General features: G+C 61.7%; 17 protein-coding genes. 3 read left to right on the top strand and 14 right to left on the bottom strand.

The genetic code is table 11. From position 1 onward, the window contains the following. Positions 1-33 precede the first annotated feature (33 nt). On the top strand, positions 34-1,674 hold the full coding sequence (locus tag J4G32_RS14610) for a gamma-glutamyltransferase family protein (protein WP_210495949.1): 1,641 nt from the start codon (positions 34-36) through the stop codon (positions 1,672-1,674). 186 nt (positions 1,675-1,860) lie between these two features. Here the strand turns inward: J4G32_RS14610 and J4G32_RS14605 are convergent, their stop codons facing one another. The 14 genes from J4G32_RS14605 to urtA all read right to left on the bottom strand — a co-directional run bounded on the left by J4G32_RS14605 (position 1,861) and on the right by urtA (position 15,918). Continuing rightward, on the bottom strand, positions 1,861-3,456 hold the full coding sequence (locus tag J4G32_RS14605) for an ABC transporter permease (protein WP_210495939.1): 1,596 nt from the start codon (positions 3,454-3,456) through the stop codon (positions 1,861-1,863). 115 nt (positions 3,457-3,571) lie between these two features. Next, the gene (locus J4G32_RS14600) at positions 3,572-4,606 is read right to left on the bottom strand and encodes an extracellular solute-binding protein (RefSeq protein ID WP_425515521.1); all 1,035 of its coding nucleotides are present in this window, start codon (positions 4,604-4,606) and stop codon (positions 3,572-3,574) included. Between the two features lie 242 nt (positions 4,607-4,848). After that, positions 4,849-5,418: a HupE/UreJ family protein gene (locus J4G32_RS14595; protein WP_210495936.1), complete on the bottom strand. Its 570-nt coding sequence runs from the start codon at positions 5,416-5,418 to the stop codon at positions 4,849-4,851. Between the two features lie 11 nt (positions 5,419-5,429). Further along, positions 5,430-6,056 carry an urease accessory protein UreG gene (gene ureG / locus J4G32_RS14590; RefSeq protein WP_210496111.1) on the bottom strand — a complete coding sequence of 209 codons (627 nt, stop codon included), beginning with the start codon at positions 6,054-6,056 and terminating at the stop codon, positions 5,430-5,432. Then, positions 6,050-6,754, bottom strand: a complete 705-nt coding sequence (locus tag J4G32_RS14585) for an urease accessory protein UreF (RefSeq protein WP_210495933.1) — start codon at positions 6,752-6,754, stop codon at positions 6,050-6,052. Before J4G32_RS14585 ends, ureG begins: the two co-directional genes overlap by 7 nt. After that, the gene (locus J4G32_RS14580) at positions 6,732-7,196 is read right to left on the bottom strand and encodes an urease accessory protein UreE (RefSeq protein ID WP_210495930.1); all 465 of its coding nucleotides are present in this window, start codon (positions 7,194-7,196) and stop codon (positions 6,732-6,734) included. The genes J4G32_RS14585 and J4G32_RS14580 overlap by 23 nt, the downstream gene beginning before the upstream one ends. A 1-nt stretch (position 7,197) precedes the next feature. Next, the gene (gene ureC, locus J4G32_RS14575) at positions 7,198-8,925 is read right to left on the bottom strand and encodes an urease subunit alpha (RefSeq protein WP_210495927.1); all 1,728 of its coding nucleotides are present in this window, start codon (positions 8,923-8,925) and stop codon (positions 7,198-7,200) included. Beyond that, positions 8,922-9,545: an urease subunit gamma gene (locus J4G32_RS14570; protein ID WP_210495924.1), complete on the bottom strand. Its 624-nt coding sequence runs from the start codon at positions 9,543-9,545 to the stop codon at positions 8,922-8,924. The genes ureC and J4G32_RS14570 overlap by 4 nt, the downstream gene beginning before the upstream one ends. Before the next feature lie 9 nt (positions 9,546-9,554). Beyond that, positions 9,555-10,439, bottom strand: coding sequence for an urease accessory protein UreD (locus J4G32_RS14565; RefSeq protein WP_246505076.1), 885 nt, complete (start codon positions 10,437-10,439; stop codon positions 9,555-9,557). Then, on the bottom strand, positions 10,384-11,079 hold the full coding sequence (gene urtE / locus J4G32_RS14560; protein ID WP_210495922.1) for an urea ABC transporter ATP-binding subunit UrtE: 696 nt from the start codon (positions 11,077-11,079) through the stop codon (positions 10,384-10,386). The genes J4G32_RS14565 and urtE overlap by 56 nt, the downstream gene beginning before the upstream one ends. A 2-nt stretch (positions 11,080-11,081) precedes the next feature. After that, on the bottom strand, positions 11,082-11,834 hold the full coding sequence (urtD, locus tag J4G32_RS14555; protein WP_210495919.1) for an urea ABC transporter ATP-binding protein UrtD: 753 nt from the start codon (positions 11,832-11,834) through the stop codon (positions 11,082-11,084). A 3-nt stretch (positions 11,835-11,837) separates the two neighbouring features. Then, positions 11,838-12,965 (bottom strand): urea ABC transporter permease subunit UrtC, encoded by a 1,128-nt coding sequence (urtC, locus tag J4G32_RS14550; RefSeq protein ID WP_425515520.1) that lies wholly within the window; start codon positions 12,963-12,965, stop codon positions 11,838-11,840. Positions 12,966-12,967: 2 nt separating this feature from the next. Further along, positions 12,968-14,572: an urea ABC transporter permease subunit UrtB gene (gene urtB / locus J4G32_RS14545; protein WP_210496109.1), complete on the bottom strand. Its 1,605-nt coding sequence runs from the start codon at positions 14,570-14,572 to the stop codon at positions 12,968-12,970. A gap of 56 nt (positions 14,573-14,628) precedes the next feature. After that, entirely contained in the window at positions 14,629-15,918 is a 1,290-nt protein-coding gene (gene urtA, locus J4G32_RS14540; protein WP_210495914.1) for an urea ABC transporter substrate-binding protein, read from the bottom strand. 384 nt (positions 15,919-16,302) lie between these two features. On the opposite strand from urtA, the gene J4G32_RS14535 reads away from it, so the two are divergent. Together J4G32_RS14535 and J4G32_RS14530 are read left to right on the top strand one after the other, a co-directional pair. Next, a complete protein-coding gene (locus J4G32_RS14535) occupies positions 16,303-16,734 on the top strand; it encodes a Fur family transcriptional regulator (protein ID WP_210495910.1) in 432 nt (143 codons plus the stop codon). Between the two features lie 149 nt (positions 16,735-16,883). After that, positions 16,884-17,336, top strand: coding sequence for a Fur family transcriptional regulator (locus J4G32_RS14530; RefSeq protein WP_210495909.1), 453 nt, complete (start codon positions 16,884-16,886; stop codon positions 17,334-17,336). Positions 17,337-17,345: the final 9 nt, after the last annotated feature.

The following is a 17,345-nucleotide window of genomic DNA, read 5'->3' as shown; positions in this document are numbered from 1 at the left end:
CGCGCTGGACATGGTCCAATCGGCTCGTGGACAATGTTTCATCCACGACCGTTCGACGACGCTCACACCCAAGGTCATCTCGTGCACTTCACCCTTCAGTCTGATTATCCGTCTCGCCGGTCCCCGGTCCTTGCCCGGAATGTGGTGACGACATCGCATCCACTTGCAACGCAGGCCGGCCTGCGCATGCTCGCACGCGGCGGCAATGCGATGGATGCCGCCCTCGCGGCTGCCATCGCCCTCGTCGTGGTTGAACCGACCGGTAATGGACTGGGCTCGGACGCGTTCTGCATCCTGTGGGACGGTAAAGAGTTGCATGGGCTGAACGCATCGGGCCGTTCATCCGCTCAGTGGAACCCCGAGCGGTTCGCCCATCTTCCTGCCATGCCGATGCGCGGCTGGGAATCGGTGACGGTTCCTGGCGCTGTGTCTGCCTGGGCCGATCTGTCGGAGCGCTTCGGAAAGCTGCCTTTCGCGGATCTGTTCGGGCCAGCGGTCGACTATGCCGAGCGCGGCTATCTCGTGACGCCGGTGATCGCCGAACAGTGGCGTCGGGGCGCCGCCGAACTCAATGCCCAACCTGGGTTCCGCGAAGCGTTCATGCCCAATGGGGCGGCCCCGAAAGCAGGCGAACTCTACCGCAACGAATCTCTCGGACAGACCCTCGCGCTGATCGCCGAAAGCAAGGGCGATGCCTTTTATCGGGGCGCATTGGCCGCCAAGATCGCGCACTTCGCCAAGGAGCACGGTGCGGTGCTCAACGAGGACGATCTCGCCGCCCACAGCAATGATTGGTGCGGCACCATCGCTCAAGAGATCGGCGATGTGGCGCTCCACGAGATTCCGCCGAATGGCCAGGGCATTGCGGCCCTGATGGCTCTGGGCATTCTGCGACAGTTCGACCTCGCCAGCATGCAACCTGACGATGTCGATGCCGTGCACCTCCAGATTGAGGCCATGAAGCTTTCGACTGCTGACGTGCATGCCTACGTGGCCGATGCGGCCGCCATGACGGATGTGGCGGCCTCGCACTTGCTTGACCCGGCCTATCTCGCCAGCCGTGCGAAATTGATCGACCGGAAGCGCGCGCAGAATTTTGGCGCCGGTTCACCCAAGCATGGCGGTACCGTCTGTCTGGCTGCGGCTGACGAGAGCGGCATGATGGTGTCCTATATTCAATCCAACTATGCTGGCTTCGGCTCTGGAATCGTCGTTCCCGGCACGGGTATCAGTCTGCAGAACCGGGGTTTCGGGTTCACCCTCGAGAAGGGACATCCCAATGAAGTCGGCCCGAGCAAGCGCCCTTTCCACACCATCATTCCGGGCTTCGTGATGAAGGGTCGCGAACCCGCGATGGCCTTCGGCCTGATGGGCGGCCCCATGCAGGCTCAAGGTCACGTCCAGATGGTGCTGCGCACGCAGATCTGGCAGCAGGATCCGCAGACCGCCTCGGATGCGCCCCGCTGGCGCATCCTCCAAGGGCTCGAGGTCGCATTGGAATCAACCATGCGCCCAGACCTCGTCGAAGGCCTCAGCGAGCGCGGACATAGCGTGAAGTCGGAGGCGCCCGATCAGAGCTTTGGATTTGGCGGCAGCCAGATCATCCAGCGCGTTCCCGGCGGCTATGTGGCGGGGTCCGACCCGCGCAAGGATGGCCAGTCCGGCGGCTTTTAACGCCCCTTGCCGCATCCGCTCTCAGAGCGGGTGCGGCAGTCTCCCGCCTCGGGCACCGACAGCTCTCTGGTCCCCGCTAACGCCGTTTGGCGCGCGGTCGCCATGGAAGCGGGCATTCTGGCGGGGGACCTTCACGCCAAAGCCAGAGACCGCCCCACTCGGGAGCAGAATTCAAGTGTCGCCCCTTCAGGTCTTTTGGTCGGCACGTCCCAGCACGACAACAGGGATGATGCCGGCGGCCACGATCAGGAGAGCGGCAATCGCTGCCTCTTCGTAGGTGCCGCGCGCCGCTTCGCCGTAGAGATGTGTGGCAAGCGTCTCGAAATTCAGCGGCCGCAGCAACAACGTCACAGGTAGTTCTTTCATCACGTCGACAAAGACGAGAAGCGCCGCCGCGGCGACAGCGGGTCGGATCAACGGAAAGTGAACCTGCCTGAGCGTGGAGCCTGCCGATTTTCCCAAGGTCCTCGAGGCATCGTCGAGGGACGCCGGAACACGCGTGAAGCCGGCCTCGATTCCACCAATCGAGATGGCCATGAAACGCACCGTGTAGGCAATGACGAGGCCCGATCCTGTGCCAAGAAGCCATAAGCGCAGGGGAACATTCCAGATTGATTGGACAATATCGTCGAGGACAGCATCGAGCCCGGTAATCAGCGGCAGCATGCCGATCGCCAGGACGGTTCCGGGAATGGCGTAGCCAAGCGAAGCCACGCGGAGCGAGATTGCGGACAGCCTTCGACCCCTCTCGAGCCGCGCCGCATAGGCAACGACAAGACCGAGGCAGACGACGGCCAGCGTCGCAATAAACGAGACCGTGATTGTGTTCAGCAACTCCCTGATGATGGACGACGAGATGCCCCCAAAACGGACCCGCTTGATGCTCTCCGACACGAGGTATACGGCGGGCCCCACGAAGCCGAGCACGATCGGGATCACACACAGGACGATTGCTCCGGCTGCCGCGGGCCCCTTCAGGATGACGCGCTTCAAAGGATGAGATCTCTTCGTCGACGCGGCATATCGTCGATGGCGTCGTGCCCATCGCTCGGCCATCACCAGCATGATGACGACCAGGAGCATGACGAGTGCGATCTGCGCAGCTCCGGGGAGGTCCGATCGTGTGATCCAGGTGGTGTAGATCGAGACAGACAATGTCCGCACGCCGAGAAATTCGGACGCACCGATATCGTTGAGAGCCTCCATCAGAGCGAGGCTGACGCCGACTGCGATGGCTGGATGCGCGAGTGGCAGCGCGACGCGAAAGAACAACGCAACCTTGCGCGTGCCGAGCACCCGCGCCGCCTCGATGAGACCAGCGGCCTGCGTCTGGAACATCGCGCGCGTCGTGAGATAGACGTACGGGTAGAGCACGAAGCTTAGCAGAAGAATGCAGCCGCCCATGGATCGGATGTCGGGCAGCCGAAAATCTCGCGGGCTCGCGATTCCCAAGACCGCACGAAGCGCTGTTTGAACCGGCCCGATCGGGTGCAGGATATCGAGATAGGTGTAGGCGATGATGTAGGTGGGAACCGACAGGGGCAGCAGCAGCGCCCATGACAGGGCGCGGCGCCCCGGAAACTCGTAGGCCGACACCAGCCACGCCGTTCCAGTCCCGATGGCGCTGACAAGGATGCCGACGCCGAGGAGCAGCAGGATCGTGTCGTGCAGGGCCGTCGGAAGAACGTTGGTGGCCAAGTGGGACCACAATCCTCCCGAACCCTGCGCGGCCAGGCCTGCAAGGACGACGATCGGCGCCATGACGAGGGCCGCGATTCCCATCGCGGCAACAAGCCATGGTCGCCGCTGAAGCGAGCGCCCGCTTTGCTTCACGAAGTACACTGTGACGGTTCAATTCTCGAAAGAGGAAGGAGGGGCGCCAAGCCCCTCCGTCATGTCAATTGTCGAAGCCGACTTTCTCAGCGAGAAGGCTCGCTTCCTTGCGGTTCTTGGCGATCTCGGTCAGGTTGAGATTGTCCACCTTCAGGTTTCCCAACGCCGCGATCAGAGGATCGGCGGCGACGCCGGCCTTGACCGGGTACTCGTAATTGGCTTCCGCGTAGATCTTCTGAGCGGCATCCGACACGAGAAATTCGAGGAAGCTGATCGCCGCAGCCTTGTTGGGGGCATTGCGCGCCACGGCAGCACCGGACACGTTCACCTGTGTTCCGCCTCCCTCGAAAGTCGGAAGAACGACCTTGATGGCCTCGCCCCATTTCTTCTGATCGGGACCGCCGTTACCACTGCGCATCAGGCCGACATAATACGAATTGCCGACGCCGATCTCGCAGATGCCGCCGAGGATATCGCGCGCGACTTCCCGATCGCCGCCTCCGGCCTTGCGCGCCAGATTGGCCTTGAGACCCTTCAACCAGGTCTCCGTCTTTGCCGCGCCGTGATGGGCCAGATAGGCTGCAATCATTGCCGTGTTGTAGGGGTGCTGTCCCGACCGAATGCAGACCTTGCCCTTCCATTTGGGATCGGCGAGGTCCTCATAGGTGAACGCGGTGAGGTCGAGATCCTTGGCCGCATAGAGGACGCGGGCGCGCATCGACAGCGTGAACCACTCGCCGTTCGCACCGCGAAGATTGGCCGGAATGGCGCTGTCCAGCAGCGATGACTTCACCGGCTGCGTGAGCTTCTTGTCCACCAGATCGATGAGGTTGCCAATGTCCACGGTCATGAGCACATCCGCCGGCGACTTGTCGCCCTCGGCCTCCACGCGCTCCGCCAGGCCATCCTTGACGAAGATCGTGTTGACCTTGACCCCTTTGGCCTGCGTGAACGCATCGATCAGCGTCTTGATCAGACCCGGCTCACGGGTCGTATAGAGATTGATCTCCTGGCTGAAGGCAGCGCCTGACGACACGCCCAGGCTTCCAGCAAGGAGAGCGATCTGAATACCGCGTCGCAAAAGGGTGGTAGGCATCATGGATCGTGTCTCCGTAGCGTTTATGATCAGATGACGGGCGATATCCACCCGTCCGGTGCGCTACTGCACGATCGTTCTAGCATCGGCAATGCCCTTCGGCCCAAAAACCAGGCCGAATAGGCAAGATGTTACCACAATTAGAACCACTCCAGACTTTGATTAGAACTGTTTTAAACAGGCGCGCATAAAGTTTTACTTCCGCTACGGTCTGCTTTTTCCAGAGGTCGGTTCGACCATTGCGGTCAGAGAGCCAGGATGGCGAGCCCTGCCACAGCAACCGCGGCCCCGGCAAGCCGAACGACGGAAGGGCGGGACGACGCGATCCCCGCACCGACGCCGACCGCGTGCAGAAGGGCGGTCGCAGCCACGAAGCCGAGGGTGTAAAGGCCGGCTCCCGCCGCGACGGGCATCTCGGCTCCATGAGCGTAGCCGTGAAAAATCGCGAACCCGCCGACCATGCCGGCAGCCGCGCCGATCGGCCATGCCTTCCCCACCATCACCACCAGCCCGAGGACGACCACTGACAGCGATATCCAGCCCTCCACGCCCGGCAGCGAAAGCCCCGCAAACCCGAGCGTGCCGCCCAGAATCATCATGGCGACGAATGTTGCCGGAAGCGCCCACCGGGCACGCCCGCCCAACACCGAGGCAAAGAGGCCTGCTGCCACCATGGCAAGGACATGATCGAGGCCTCCGATCGGGTGGAGGAATCCGGAGGTGAGATCGGACGTGGTGCCGACGCCGGTATGCGCGAGCGCCGGGCTTGCCAGGAGCGAGGCGATAAGAACGGCGACAACTCGAGTGATTTTCATGGATGCTGCTTTCAGGTTGTTGGCGTGAGGCCGCCGGTCCTCTCGATGAAATCGGCGATGAAGTCGACACCGAAGCCGCTGCGGATGGCGCTGAAAATGTACGGCCGGTGACCGCGCATGCGCTTCGTGTCCTCTTCCATCACGGCAAGGTCAGCGCCCACATAGGGGGCGAGATCGATTTTGTTGACCACCAGCAGATCCGACCGGGTGATGCCGGGTCCGCCCTTGCGGGGAATTTTCTCACCGCCCGCCACGTCGATGACATAGATGGTCAGATCAGCCAATTCAGGTGAGAAGGTCGCCGAAAGATTATCGCCACCCGATTCCACAAGGACGATGTCGAGATTTGGGAAGCGACCTCGCATCGTTGCGATGGCCGCGAGATTGATCGATGCATCCTCCCGGATCGCGGTATGCGGACAGCCTCCTGTCTCCACGCCCATGATGCGCTCTTCCGGCAGCGCGTCCGCGACTGTCAGCAGGCGCGCATCCTCCTTGGTGTAGATGTCATTCGTGATGGCGCAGATATCATAGCGGTTACGGAAGGACTTGCAGAGCGCCTCCATGAGGGCGGTCTTGCCGGATCCAACAGGTCCCCCGATTCCCACGCGAAGTGGCCCGGTCGCCGACGTCATGATCGAAAAATCCTCGTATATTGGGTTTCATGATGAAACGAGCCGAGATCGGCTCGAAACGTCGCGCTCGACAACGCATCGAGGTCCGCGCTTTCCGCGTCCCGGGCTGTCGCGATCACGACCGATTGCAAAGACGCGCAGACGCGGGTTCCCGATGTCTGACCGATGGGCGCCAACCGGATGGCGGCCGAGACCTGGTTCTGGACAAGAGCAAAGAGGAACGCCTCCAGCGTCACCGGCAAGGGGATGCCGTGAGCCGCCGCCGCAGCCCCGACCGCCACCGGATAGGCAATCTCTCCCGCGCAGGACGGCAGGAGAGCAGCCGACCAGGCAGCCCGCGTCGCGTCGAGAAAGCTGCGGCCCTGTTGCGAGGTCTCAAGATAGATTTCTGCCGAGGGTGAGAGCGCGAGCGCCAACGCGTTGACCGCGTCGAAAGATGCGTCATCGCGGGCGCCGATCGCGTTGTAGGCGTGCACCAGTAGAATTGCGTCATTGCGACCGGCGCCGAGTGTCAGCATATCCGAAAGCCACACGATGAGTGTCGCATCATCCAAAACATCGCCGGCTTCGACCGCCCATTCAAGACCCCGGGAATATGCATAAGAGCCGACCGGATAGCCCGGTGAAAGCCACGCAAAAAGCGGGATCAGGGACGCGGAAGCGGACACGGATTTCGACTCAGCCATGGGCGTGGCCGGCATGATGCGAATCGTGGTGATAGGCGCCGCGAACAGGACTGAAAGCGCGCTCGACCAGACTTGTGGACGCACCCTGCCCCTGAAGCATCGCGACAAGAACATGGTCGTACAGAATATAGATCGCCTCAGGGGTGATCTCCGCCGGGACGTGACGGTTGCCGATGTGCCAGGCAAGCGTCAGAAGGTCCAATGCAGTGTCGGCGCGGATCTCGACAAGTTTCTCAAGCGATGCACGCACCTCGATGAGCCAACCTGTCTCGAGCCTGATCGCATCCCCATCCGCGAGGACATCCGCCTTGTCGAGATCGAGCAGAAAGGCCGTCCCCCCATCCGCTGTGAGAAAGATACGCCTGCGATGACGGTCGCCATGATCGAGGGTGATGACGTCGACGATGCGGTCGGGATCAACGTCGGGCTGGCGGGTGATGGTGGAGGCGCGCATCATGTCAGAACAGGAAATAGCGCTGGGCCATTGGAAGCTCAGATGCCGGTTCGCAAACGAGAAGCTCGCCATCCGCACGAACGTCGTAGGTTTCCGGATCGACCTCGATCACCGGCATGGCGTTGTTCAGAATCATATCCTTCTTGCCGATTCCGCCACGGACGTTCTCGACAGCGACGAGTTGCTTCTGCACGCCGAGCCGGGCCGCCAATCCATCCTCGATCGAGGCTTTGGACACAAAAGTGAGTGAGGTCGCGGTGACGGCGCGTCCAAATGCACCGAACATCGGCCGGTAGTGAACCGGCTGCGGTGTCGGAATCGAGGCATTCGGGTCCCCCATGGCGGCGGCGGCGATCGTCCCGCCCTTGATGATGAGATCCGGCTTGACCCCAAAGAACGCCGGCGTCCACACGACGAGGTCAGCCAGCTTTCCCACCTCGACTGAGCCAACGTGTTTCGAAACCCCATGTGCGATGGCGGGATTGATGGTGTACTTCGCGATGTAGCGACGGGCACGCAGGTTGTCGTTGTCGCCGCTCTCGCCGGGAAGCGGGCCCCTTTGCAGCTTCATCTTGTGCGCGGTCTGCCAGGTGCGGATCACGACCTCGCCGACCCGGCCCATCGCCTGGCTGTCGGACGACATCATGGAGAGCGCCCCGAGATCGTGCAGGATATCCTCGGCGGCAATCGTCTCCTTGCGAATTCGACTCTCTGCGAAAGCCAGATCCTCGGGAATTGACGGATCGAGATGGTGGCACACCATGAGCATGTCGAGATGCTCGTCGATCGTATTGACCGTGTAAGGCCGCGTGGGATTGGTCGACGAGGGCAGTACGTTGGGAAGCCCCGCCACCTTGATGATATCCGGCGCATGCCCGCCGCCCGCGCCCTCCGTATGAAAGGCGTGGATGGTGCGCCCCTTGAAGGCCGCAATGGTGTCTTCCACAAAGCCGGACTCATTCAGCGTGTCCGTATGGATCATGGTCTGTACGTCATAGGCATCCGCCACGGACAGGCAGCAATCGATCGCCGCCGGTGTCGTTCCCCAGTCCTCGTGGAGTTTGAGCGCACAGGCGCCGCCGAGAATCATCTCCTCGAGCGCGCCGGGTTTCGAGGCATTGCCTTTGCCGGTGAAGGCGAGATTCATCGGAAAGGCATCGGCCGCCTCGATCATCCGGGCGAGGTGCCAGGGCCCGGGCGTGCACGTCGTCGCGAAGGTTCCGGTGGCCGGACCGGTGCCGCCGCCCAGCATCGTCGTTACGCCGGACATGAGCGCATCGTCGATTTGCTGCGGGCAGATGAAATGAATATGCGAGTCGAAGCCGCCGGCAGTGACAATTTTTCCCTCAGCCGCAATGACCTCGGTGCCTGGCCCGATCACGATGTCAACATTCGGCTGAACGTCGGGGTTGCCGGCTTTTCCGATCCGGACGATACGGCCGTCGCGAAGCCCGATATCGGCTTTCACGATTCCCCAATGATCGAGAATGACCGCATTCGTAATCACCGTGTCGACGGCCCCGTCGCGGCGCGTCACCTGGCTTTGGCCCATCCCGTCACGAATAACCTTGCCGCCGCCGAACTTCACCTCTTCGCCGTAGGTGGTGAAGTCCTTCTCCACTTCGATATACAATGCCGTATCGGCGAGGCGGATGCGGTCGCCCTTGGTGGGCCCAAACATATCCGCATAGGCAGCGCGGCTGATCGATGCAGGCTTGCGCTGATTGCTCATGACAGGCGTCCCATCACATCACCGCGGAACCCATGGACCTCGCGACCGCCGACGAACGGAACCAGACTCACTTCTCGCGTCGAGCCGGGCTCGAAGCGAACCGCGGTCCCCGGCGCGATGTCGAGACGCATGCCGCGTGCGGCGGCGCGATCGAAGGTGAGGGCCGGATTGGTCTCGAAGAAATGATAATGGCTTCCGACCTGGATGGGCCGATCGCCCGTATTGGCAACGGTGAGCGTGACCCGTGGCGCGCCCTCGTTGAACAGGATTTCACCCGGAAGGGTCACGACCTCGCCGGGGGCGTGTACAGATGCTGCGCCCCGGATCGGGTGATGGACGGTCACGAGTTTCGTCCCATCCGGAAACGTCGCCTCGACCTGAATGTCATGGATCATGTCAGCCACGCCCTCCATGACCTGATCGGCCGAGATGACATAGGCCCCGGCCTCCATCAGGTCGGCGACGGAGCGACCGTCGCGGGCTCCCTCCACGACCGTATCGGTGATCAAAGCGATCGCCTCCGGGTAGTTGAGCTTCACGCCCCGTTCAAGCCGGCGGCGCGCGACCATCGCGGCCATGGCGATCAGGAGCTTGTCTTTCTCACGGGGCGTCAGATTCATAATTTGTCCCTAGCTCAACCAGACACGTGGCAGAGGCGCCGCCCTGAAACCGACGAGGAATCGGCTTGCCGCATCGCGCAACGATTCAATTGTGACTGCGCAGAACCGGACTGCCAAGAGGCCATTCCACGCGCTGGCTGCTGCTTGGCATCCGGGCACGGTCCCGAGCAGGTTGCGGGCGTCTTCAAGACGCGCCTCGGCATCCGGCGCAATGTATAGGAATGTGGCCAGCGCCCTTGCTCCGCCTGCGATGGTCTTCTTTTGAAGAAGCTCTGCGATGGCGCCTGAAAGCTTCAGCGTGTCGGCATAGGCCATGCGCTGCCCCCGCCTGATCCGCCACCGATCGATAAATAGACCCTCGGTCATGGTCTCATGTCGGGCCGCGCGCCCAAAGACGACAGCCTCGAAGATGCTGAGGACCGCGGTCTCGGCGATGTCGGCATCGAGACGCCGTGACAGGCGCGCCCGATCGTAGAGGATTGTTTCCTGAGGCAGCCAGTCGAGTCTGGCGCCCTCGCCTAGTGTCAAAGTCGTGGACAGCTCGGAGATCGGGCCGTCGGAGCGATAGATCTTCTCGGCAGCCGGCGTAGCGACGGTCACGAAGGTTCCCGCCTGCGCCTCGATGTCGATATCAAAGCGGTCCCCACAGGCGACGCCACCGGCGGTGTTCACGATCACCGCATCGATTCCCGAACTGGCGTTTTTTGGAAGTCTGATCCGCATCGAACCGCTTTCGGCGATGCGCATGGGGCGGGTGAGGCCTTCAATCTGCTGGGCACTGAAGGCAATGCGGCCGACCGCCCGTTGGCGTCCGACGACTGGCACGCGCGCTGAATTGTCAGATGGCCAGTCGTTGGCGTACATCGTCCCCCGCGAGAGCTGCGCGATCGCCATATTGCACGATCGCTCCGCGCTCCATTACGACAAAGCGGTCGGCCAAGTCACGGGCAAAGTCGAAATACTGCTCGACGAGCAGGATCGCCATGTCCTTGCGGTCCCTCAGGAACGAGATGGCCCGACCGATATCCTTGATGATCGACGGCTGAATGCCTTCTGTTGGCTCGTCAAGCAAGAGGAGCCGGGGCCGCATCACTAGCGCGCGTCCGATCGCGAGCTGCTGCTGCTGTCCACCCGACAGATCGCCGCCGCGACGGCCAAGCATGGAGGAGAGAATCGGGAAGAGCTCGAACACCTCGTCTGGAATGACACGCTTGTCGCGTTTCAAGGGCGCGAACGCCGTCTCGAGATTCTCCTTCACGGTGAGAAACGGAAAGATCTCTCGGCCTTGCGGCACGTAGGCGATTCCGAGGGCGGCGCGCTCGAAAGGCTTCAGACGGGTGATGTCCTGTCCGTCGAAGTGAATGCTCCCGGCCGATACCGCGCGCTGTCCCGACAATGCCCGCAGCAGCGACGTCTTGCCGACCCCATTGCGACCGAGCACACACGTGACTTCGCCCACAGGCGCCGAGAGCGACACGTCGCGCAGGGCCTGGGAGGCGCCATATTTCAGGGAGAGGTTGTCGATCGAGAGCATCGTCACCGTCCCAGATACACTTCGATCACGCGCTCGTTGGCGCTGACGACGTCGAGCGGCCCTTCGGCCAGAACAGATCCCTCATGCAGACACGTGACCTTCACGCCGAGGTCACGCACAAACGTCATGTCGTGTTCGACGACGACGACGGCGCGCGTCTTTGCGATGTCTCGCAAGAGGTCGGCGGTATCGGCCGTCTCCTGGTCCGTCATGCCGGCGGCCGGCTCGTCGACGAGGAGCAGCTTTGGCTCCTGAGCCAACAGCATGCCGATTTCGAGCCATTGCTTCTGGCCATGGGACAGCTCTGCCGCAAGCCTATGCCGATGGCGGTTCAAGCGCACGCGCTCAAGCAAAGCATCGATCCGCTCGCGCTCGACCTTGTCGCGACGGGACAGCAAGGCTGAAAACGGACGGCGATCTGCCTTCAGCGCAAGCAGGATATTGTCCTCGACCGTGTGATGCTCGAATACCGTCGGGGTCTGAAATTTGCGGCCAATCCCCAACTCGGCGATGGTGGCTTCGTCGAGGGCCGTCAGGTCGTGCGAACCGTCGAAAACGGCTTGCCCATCGTCAGGTTTCGCCTTGCCGGTGATCACGTCCATCATGGTCGTTTTGCCCGCCCCGTTCGGGCCGATGATTGCGCGCATTTCATGATGGTCGATGGCGAGCGACAGGGCGTTGAGAGCACGGAAGCCGTCGAACGTGACCGTGACGTTGTCCAGGTAAAGCAGGGTTGGGGTAGTGGGTGCGCTCATCGCCTATTCCGCCGCCTGCGAGGCAAGTTCGCCGCGCGTATCCTCTGGCCGTGATCGCAGCCGCTTCCACACTTTGTCGGCAGCCCCGAGGATACCCGTCGGCATGAAGAGCGTCACCAGGACGAACAGGCCCCCGAGCGCAAAGAGCCAGTATTCCGGCACCGCCCCCGTGAACCATGTCTTTCCGGCATTGACAACCAAGGCGCCAAGAATCGCGCCCGCCAGCGTCCCGCGACCGCCAACCGCCACCCAGATCACTGCCTCGATGGAATTGGCCGGCGCGAACTCGCCCGGATTGATGATGCCGACCTGAGGAACGTAGAGCGCACCCGCGACACCCGCCAGCATGGCCGACAAGGTGAAGACCACGAGTTTGTACTGCTCCACATGGTAACCGAGGAAACGCGTGCGGCTTTCCGCGTCGCGGATGGCCACGACCACCTTGCCAAGCTTTGAACTCACCACCCATCGGCACAGGACATAGCCCGCCGCCAGGGCCGCCACCGAGAGGACAAACAGCGCGATACGCGTCGATTTCGCCTGAACGGAAAATCCCAGGATATCCTTGAAGTCCGTCAGCCCGTTATTGCCGCCGAAGCCCATATCGTTGCGAAAAAATGCGAGCATCAGCGCGAAGGTCATCGCCTGCGTCATAATCGACAGATAGACGCCCGTCACGCGGGACCGGAAGGCGAACCAACCGAACACGAAGGCCAGGGCTCCGGGCACCGCCAGGATCATCAGCAGCGCATAGGGGAAATGATTGAACCCTTCCCAGAACCACGGAAGTTCCTTCCAGTTCAGGAACACCATGAAGTCCGGCAGCACCGGATCGGCATAAACCCCGCGCGACCCCACCTGTCGCATCAGATACATGCCCATGGCATAGCCGCCGAGTGCGAAGAAAGCCCCGTGCCCGAGCGACAGAATTCCGCAAAAGCCCCAGACGAGATCGACCGAGAGGGCGAGCAGCGCAAAGCAGAGATACTTCCCGAACAACGGCACGAGATGATCGGAGAGGTGAAAGACCGATCCGGGCGCGGCGGCAAGGTTCATCGCTGGAATGACGATCGCCGCCAACGCGAGGAGCACGAGGACCACCACGGCCTGCCGATTGATGATAGTGCTCATCGTCATGCCTCTGCTGCCCTGCCCTTGAGCGCGAAGAGCCCGCGCGGCCTTCGTTGGATGAAGAGGATAATGGCGACCAGCAGAAGGATTTTTCCCAGCACCGCTCCGGCGAATGGCTCAAGCAACTTGTTGGCGACGCCGAGCGTCATGGCGCCCACCAGGGTTCCCCACAGATTGCCGACACCCCCGAACACCACCACCATGAAACTGTCGATGATGTAGCTCTGGCCGAGATTGGGGCTCACATTGTCGATCTGCGACAGCGCGACGCCGGCAATCCCTGCGACCCCCGATCCGAGACCGAACGCCAACGCGTCGATCCGGCTGGTGCGAATGCCGACCGAACCGGCCATGCGGCGGTTCTGTGTTACCGCGCGCATGTAGAGCCCGAGGGAGGTGTAGCGCAGAACGAGAAGCAAAGTCGCAAAGACCGCAAAGGCAAAGATGACGATCGCAATGCGATTATACGTCAGGCTGAGGCCTCCAAGTTGAAGCGCTCCGCTCATCCATTCCGGCGTGCCGACTTCACGGTTGCTCGGGCCGAACATGGTTCGCACGCCTTGCTGCAGAATGAGGGACAGGCCCCATGTGGCAAGCAGAGTCTCAAGCGGACGCCCGTAGAGAAAGCGGATCACCAGGCGCTCGATGGCGATGCCGATCGCCCCGGCGATCAGGAACGCGAGCGGCAAGGCGATAAACAGCGAGGCGCCGAAGAGACCAGGGGCATGGTTGCGGATCACCTCCTGGACCATGAAGGTCGTGTAGGCGCCAATCATCACCATCTCCCCATGGGCCATATTGATCACGCCCATGGTGCCGAACGTGATTGCCAATCCGATGGCGGCGAGGAGCAGGACCGAGCCGAGGGAAATGCCGTACCAGACGTTTTGTGCGGCGTTCCAGAGCGCAAGATTGGCCGCAATGGTCTCAGAGGCCTGGCGGGCCGCCGCCGTGAGTTCGGGCGAGGCCCCGGCAGGAAGGTTGGCGAGAAGCGCAAGTGCGTTCTGGTTGCCGAGATTGCCAAGGGTCGCAACCGCCGCGAGCCTGTCGCCAGGAGAGGAATCGGGCTGGTTGAGGATGATGGCCGCCCGTGCTTCGAGCATGGCAATCTTGACCCGTTCCACCTTTTCCTGCGCGAGAGCCTTGTCCAGGGAAGGAAGCGCTGCAGCATCGCGGGATCTGAGGACGGCAGCAGCAGCGTCGAGCCGCCTGCGTTGATCCGGGCTGAGCAGTGTCATGCTGCCGAGGGCTGCCTCGACGGCACGCCTCACACGGTTATTGACCCGCACCGGTTTGAGCGATCCCGCGTCACTGGCGACCAGCGGTGTTGCCGTTGTCGCGTCGACAGCGACGCCTGCCGGACCACGGATGGCAAGCTTCCCATCGCCATAAAGCAACGTTCCTGCCCGCAAAGCCTCGATGATCGCTTCAGCCCGCGGATTGCCGCTTTCGACGAGAGCCGCCACACCCGCATCCGTGTCCGCATAATTATCGGTGGTCAGTTTGATCAGTGCGTCGTCGTACGGCCCTGCATGGGCTGATGACAAGGCACCGACCACGACAAGAGGTCCCAGCAGCGCGCGGAGAGCGTTTCGAAAGCTGATCATGCGGTGAGCCCAGAAGTTGAGGATGAGGGCGGCCATGGCCGCCCTCCGTCAAACCGTCACGCGCCGCACTTCTTTGTGACTGTGTTGTAGTTGCCGCATTTGAGCGTCTTCCAATCGGCCACAAGGTCTTTCGAACCCTCAAGCTGCTTGGACCAGGCTTCGCCCGGAACCAGACCCTCTGTCTTCCACACCACGTCGAACTGGCCGTTATCCTTGATCTCACCAATCAGGACGGGCTTGGTGATGTGGTGGTTCGGAAGCATTTCGGAGATCCCGCCGGTGAGGTTGGGGACCTGAACCCCAACGATGGCGTCGATGACCTTGTCGGGATCGGTCGAACCCGCCTTCTCGACTGCCTTGACCCACATGTTGAAGCCAATCACATGAGCTTCCATCGGATCGTTGGTGACCCGCTTGTCATTCTTGGTGAAGGCCTTCCACTTCTGAATGAACGCCTTGTTGTCAGGCGTGTCGATCGACTCGAAGTAGTTCCAGGCAGCCAGGTGGCCGACGAGGGGCTTGGTGTCGATGCCTGCGAGTTCTTCTTCACCGACGGAGAATGCCACGACCGGGATGTCGGTGGCCTTGATGCCCTGGTTGGCAAGCTCCTTGTAAAACGGGACGTTGGCATCGCCATTGATCGTGGAGACGACGGCCGTTTTCTTGCCAGCTGAACCGAACTTCTTGATGTCTGCCACGATGGTCTGCCAATCGGAATGCCCGAACGGCGTGTAGCTGATCATGATGTCTTCGGACTTCACGCCCTTGGACTTGAGAAAGGCCTCGAGGATCTTGTTGGTGGTGCGCGGATAGACATAGTCGGTGCCGGCCAGGACCCAGCGCTCGACCTTCTCTTCCTTGGCCAGATACTCGACAGCGGGGATTGCCTGCTGGTTGGGCGCAGCACCCGTATAGAACACGTTGCGCTCGCTCTCCTCGCCCTCGTATTGGACGGGATAGAACAGGACGCTGTTCAGCTCCTTGAACACCGGGAGCACCGATTTCCGCGAAACCGAGGTCCAGCAGCCAAACACCGCCACGACCTTGTCCTTGCTGATGAGCTCGCGCGCCTTCTCGGCGAAGAGCGGCCAGTTCGAAGCCGGATCGACGACCACCGCTTCGAGCTTCTTGCCCAGGACACCGCCCTTCTTGTTCTGCTCTTCGATGAGCATCAGCATCGCGTCTTTCAAGGTCGTCTCGCTGATGGCCATCGTGCCTGACAGCGAGTGTAGCACGCCGACCTTGATCGTCTCCTGTGCTTGCGCGGCGCCCACGAGGCTGGCCGAAACCGCCAGTGTGGCGGCCAGAATGCGCGTACTTTTTTTCGTCCAGTTCGCAATCGACATAGGTGTCTCCCATTGCCCAGGCTGCCCCCGGAGCAGCCAGTGGTTCAGAGCAAGTTCCGTGCCAGTGCCGAGCCGGAAACGGCATGACCCCGACGGGCGAGACAAAGCGAAGAGACCGGCGAGCCGCAGCGCTCACAAATGATGCGCGTGCTTAAAGAACAGGCTTCAGCGCTTCACCTGCGGACGAATGTGAGATTTGTATGATAAGAAATAATGCGCGCTTTGCTCGAAAACGATCCTGTCGCGGAGCGCTCTAACGAGCCATGGAGACTTCTGTCCTCCCGCGACGGCGGCGGGCGGCGCCATGCAATGGCTTTCAATCGCCCTTTGCAATTCGCCCCGCCAACCCGTACGTATAAAGTACCTTTCGGGTGGATCTGATCTATGACTTTGAAGCAGCATGGCCACGCGGTCGACGGTTTGAACGACACGCAGCGGCGCGTGCACCGCATCCTGTCCACCGCACGCAATCCGCTTTCGGCCTATGAAGTGCTCGACAAGATGCGGGCAAAGGGTGCTGTGACGCCTCCCACGATCTATCGATCTCTCGAGAAGCTGATCGAGAAAGGGCTCGCCCATCGGTTGGAGAGCGTGAACGCGTATGTCGCCTGTCAACATCATCACCCGCATCATCATGAAATGGCGGCCTTTGCCATCTGCGACGGCTGCGGCGCCGTCAGCGAGTTTACCGACCCGCAGATCGGAGAGCGCCTTGCGCATTGGAGTGAAAGCAACGCTTTCTCGGCCAAGCGGGTGACGGTCGAGGTGCGCGGCCTTTGCGATGCCTGTGCGCACGTGGATTCGCCCGCTGGTTGATCTCTCGGCGCCGATACTCGGCCTGAGGACGTCACCGACGGTTTCGCGATATGCAACAATGCAAGCATAAATTGCAACGATAGCACATTGTGCTCCTCGAATTTTGCCTATATAAACGGATAGGATTTGTTATTACAGGAGCTATTTCCATGAACGCCCGGGCCATTCGCAAAGACGAGGAGGAGACCCTCCTGCAACGTGCAGACGACCTTTGTCGCGCCAATAATCTGCGGCTTACGCCGATTCGCGAGAGGGTCTATCGCGAACTCGTTCAGACCGGCGGCCCGGTCGGGGCCTATGATCTGGTGGACCGGTTGAGCAGTGACAAAAAGCGCCTGGCTCCTGTCACCATCTACCGCGCGTTGGACTTCCTGCGCGATGCGGGACTCGTTCATCGCCTTGCGACCCAGAACTCCTACATCGTGTCCCACGGCCAGCCCGAGGTGAACGCCATGAAGGTGATGTTCGTGTGTACCAAGACGGGAAAGACCGTGGAGGTTCATTCGGCGGAGGTCGCCGAGGCCGTGAAGATCGCGGCCGAGCAGGCAGGCTTCAAGTCCCTGTCGGCCTTCATCGAGGTCGAGGGCGAGAGCGCCACCTGAAGCCATCGC

It is taken from the genome of Microvirga antarctica (genome assembly GCF_017921815.1).
GTDB lineage: Bacteria > Pseudomonadota > Alphaproteobacteria > Rhizobiales > Beijerinckiaceae > Microvirga > Microvirga antarctica.
The sequence above is the reverse complement of the archived record's forward strand: the minus strand, read 5'-3'. Positions and strand labels throughout refer to the sequence as shown.

Coding starts and splice junctions, on each gene's coding strand:
- J4G32_RS14610 (WP_210495949.1), top strand. CDS start 34: ATGTTTCATCCACGACCGTTCGACGACGCTCACACCCAAGGTCATCTC.
- J4G32_RS14605 (WP_210495939.1), bottom strand. CDS start 3,456: ATGGGAATCGCGGCCCTCGTCATGGCGCCGATCGTCGTCCTTGCAGGC.
- J4G32_RS14600 (WP_425515521.1), bottom strand. CDS start 4,606: ATGATGCCTACCACCCTTTTGCGACGCGGTATTCAGATCGCTCTCCTT.
- J4G32_RS14595 (WP_210495936.1), bottom strand. CDS start 5,418: ATGAAAATCACTCGAGTTGTCGCCGTTCTTATCGCCTCGCTCCTGGCA.
- J4G32_RS14585 (WP_210495933.1), bottom strand. CDS start 6,754: ATGCCGGCCACGCCCATGGCTGAGTCGAAATCCGTGTCCGCTTCCGCG.
- J4G32_RS14580 (WP_210495930.1), bottom strand. CDS start 7,196: ATGATGCGCGCCTCCACCATCACCCGCCAGCCCGACGTTGATCCCGAC.
- ureC (WP_210495927.1), bottom strand. CDS start 8,925: ATGAGCAATCAGCGCAAGCCTGCATCGATCAGCCGCGCTGCCTATGCG.
- J4G32_RS14570 (WP_210495924.1), bottom strand. CDS start 9,545: ATGAATCTGACGCCCCGTGAGAAAGACAAGCTCCTGATCGCCATGGCC.
- J4G32_RS14565 (WP_246505076.1), bottom strand. CDS start 10,439: ATGGCGATCGCGCAGCTCTCGCGGGGGACGATGTACGCCAACGACTGG.
- urtE (WP_210495922.1), bottom strand. CDS start 11,079: ATGCTCTCGATCGACAACCTCTCCCTGAAATATGGCGCCTCCCAGGCC.
- urtD (WP_210495919.1), bottom strand. CDS start 11,834: ATGAGCGCACCCACTACCCCAACCCTGCTTTACCTGGACAACGTCACG.
- urtC (WP_425515520.1), bottom strand. CDS start 12,965: ATGAGCACTATCATCAATCGGCAGGCCGTGGTGGTCCTCGTGCTCCTC.
- urtB (WP_210496109.1), bottom strand. CDS start 14,572: ATGATCAGCTTTCGAAACGCTCTCCGCGCGCTGCTGGGACCTCTTGTC.
- urtA (WP_210495914.1), bottom strand. CDS start 15,918: ATGTCGATTGCGAACTGGACGAAAAAAAGTACGCGCATTCTGGCCGCC.
- J4G32_RS14535 (WP_210495910.1), top strand. CDS start 16,303: ATGACTTTGAAGCAGCATGGCCACGCGGTCGACGGTTTGAACGACACG.
- J4G32_RS14530 (WP_210495909.1), top strand. CDS start 16,884: ATGAACGCCCGGGCCATTCGCAAAGACGAGGAGGAGACCCTCCTGCAA.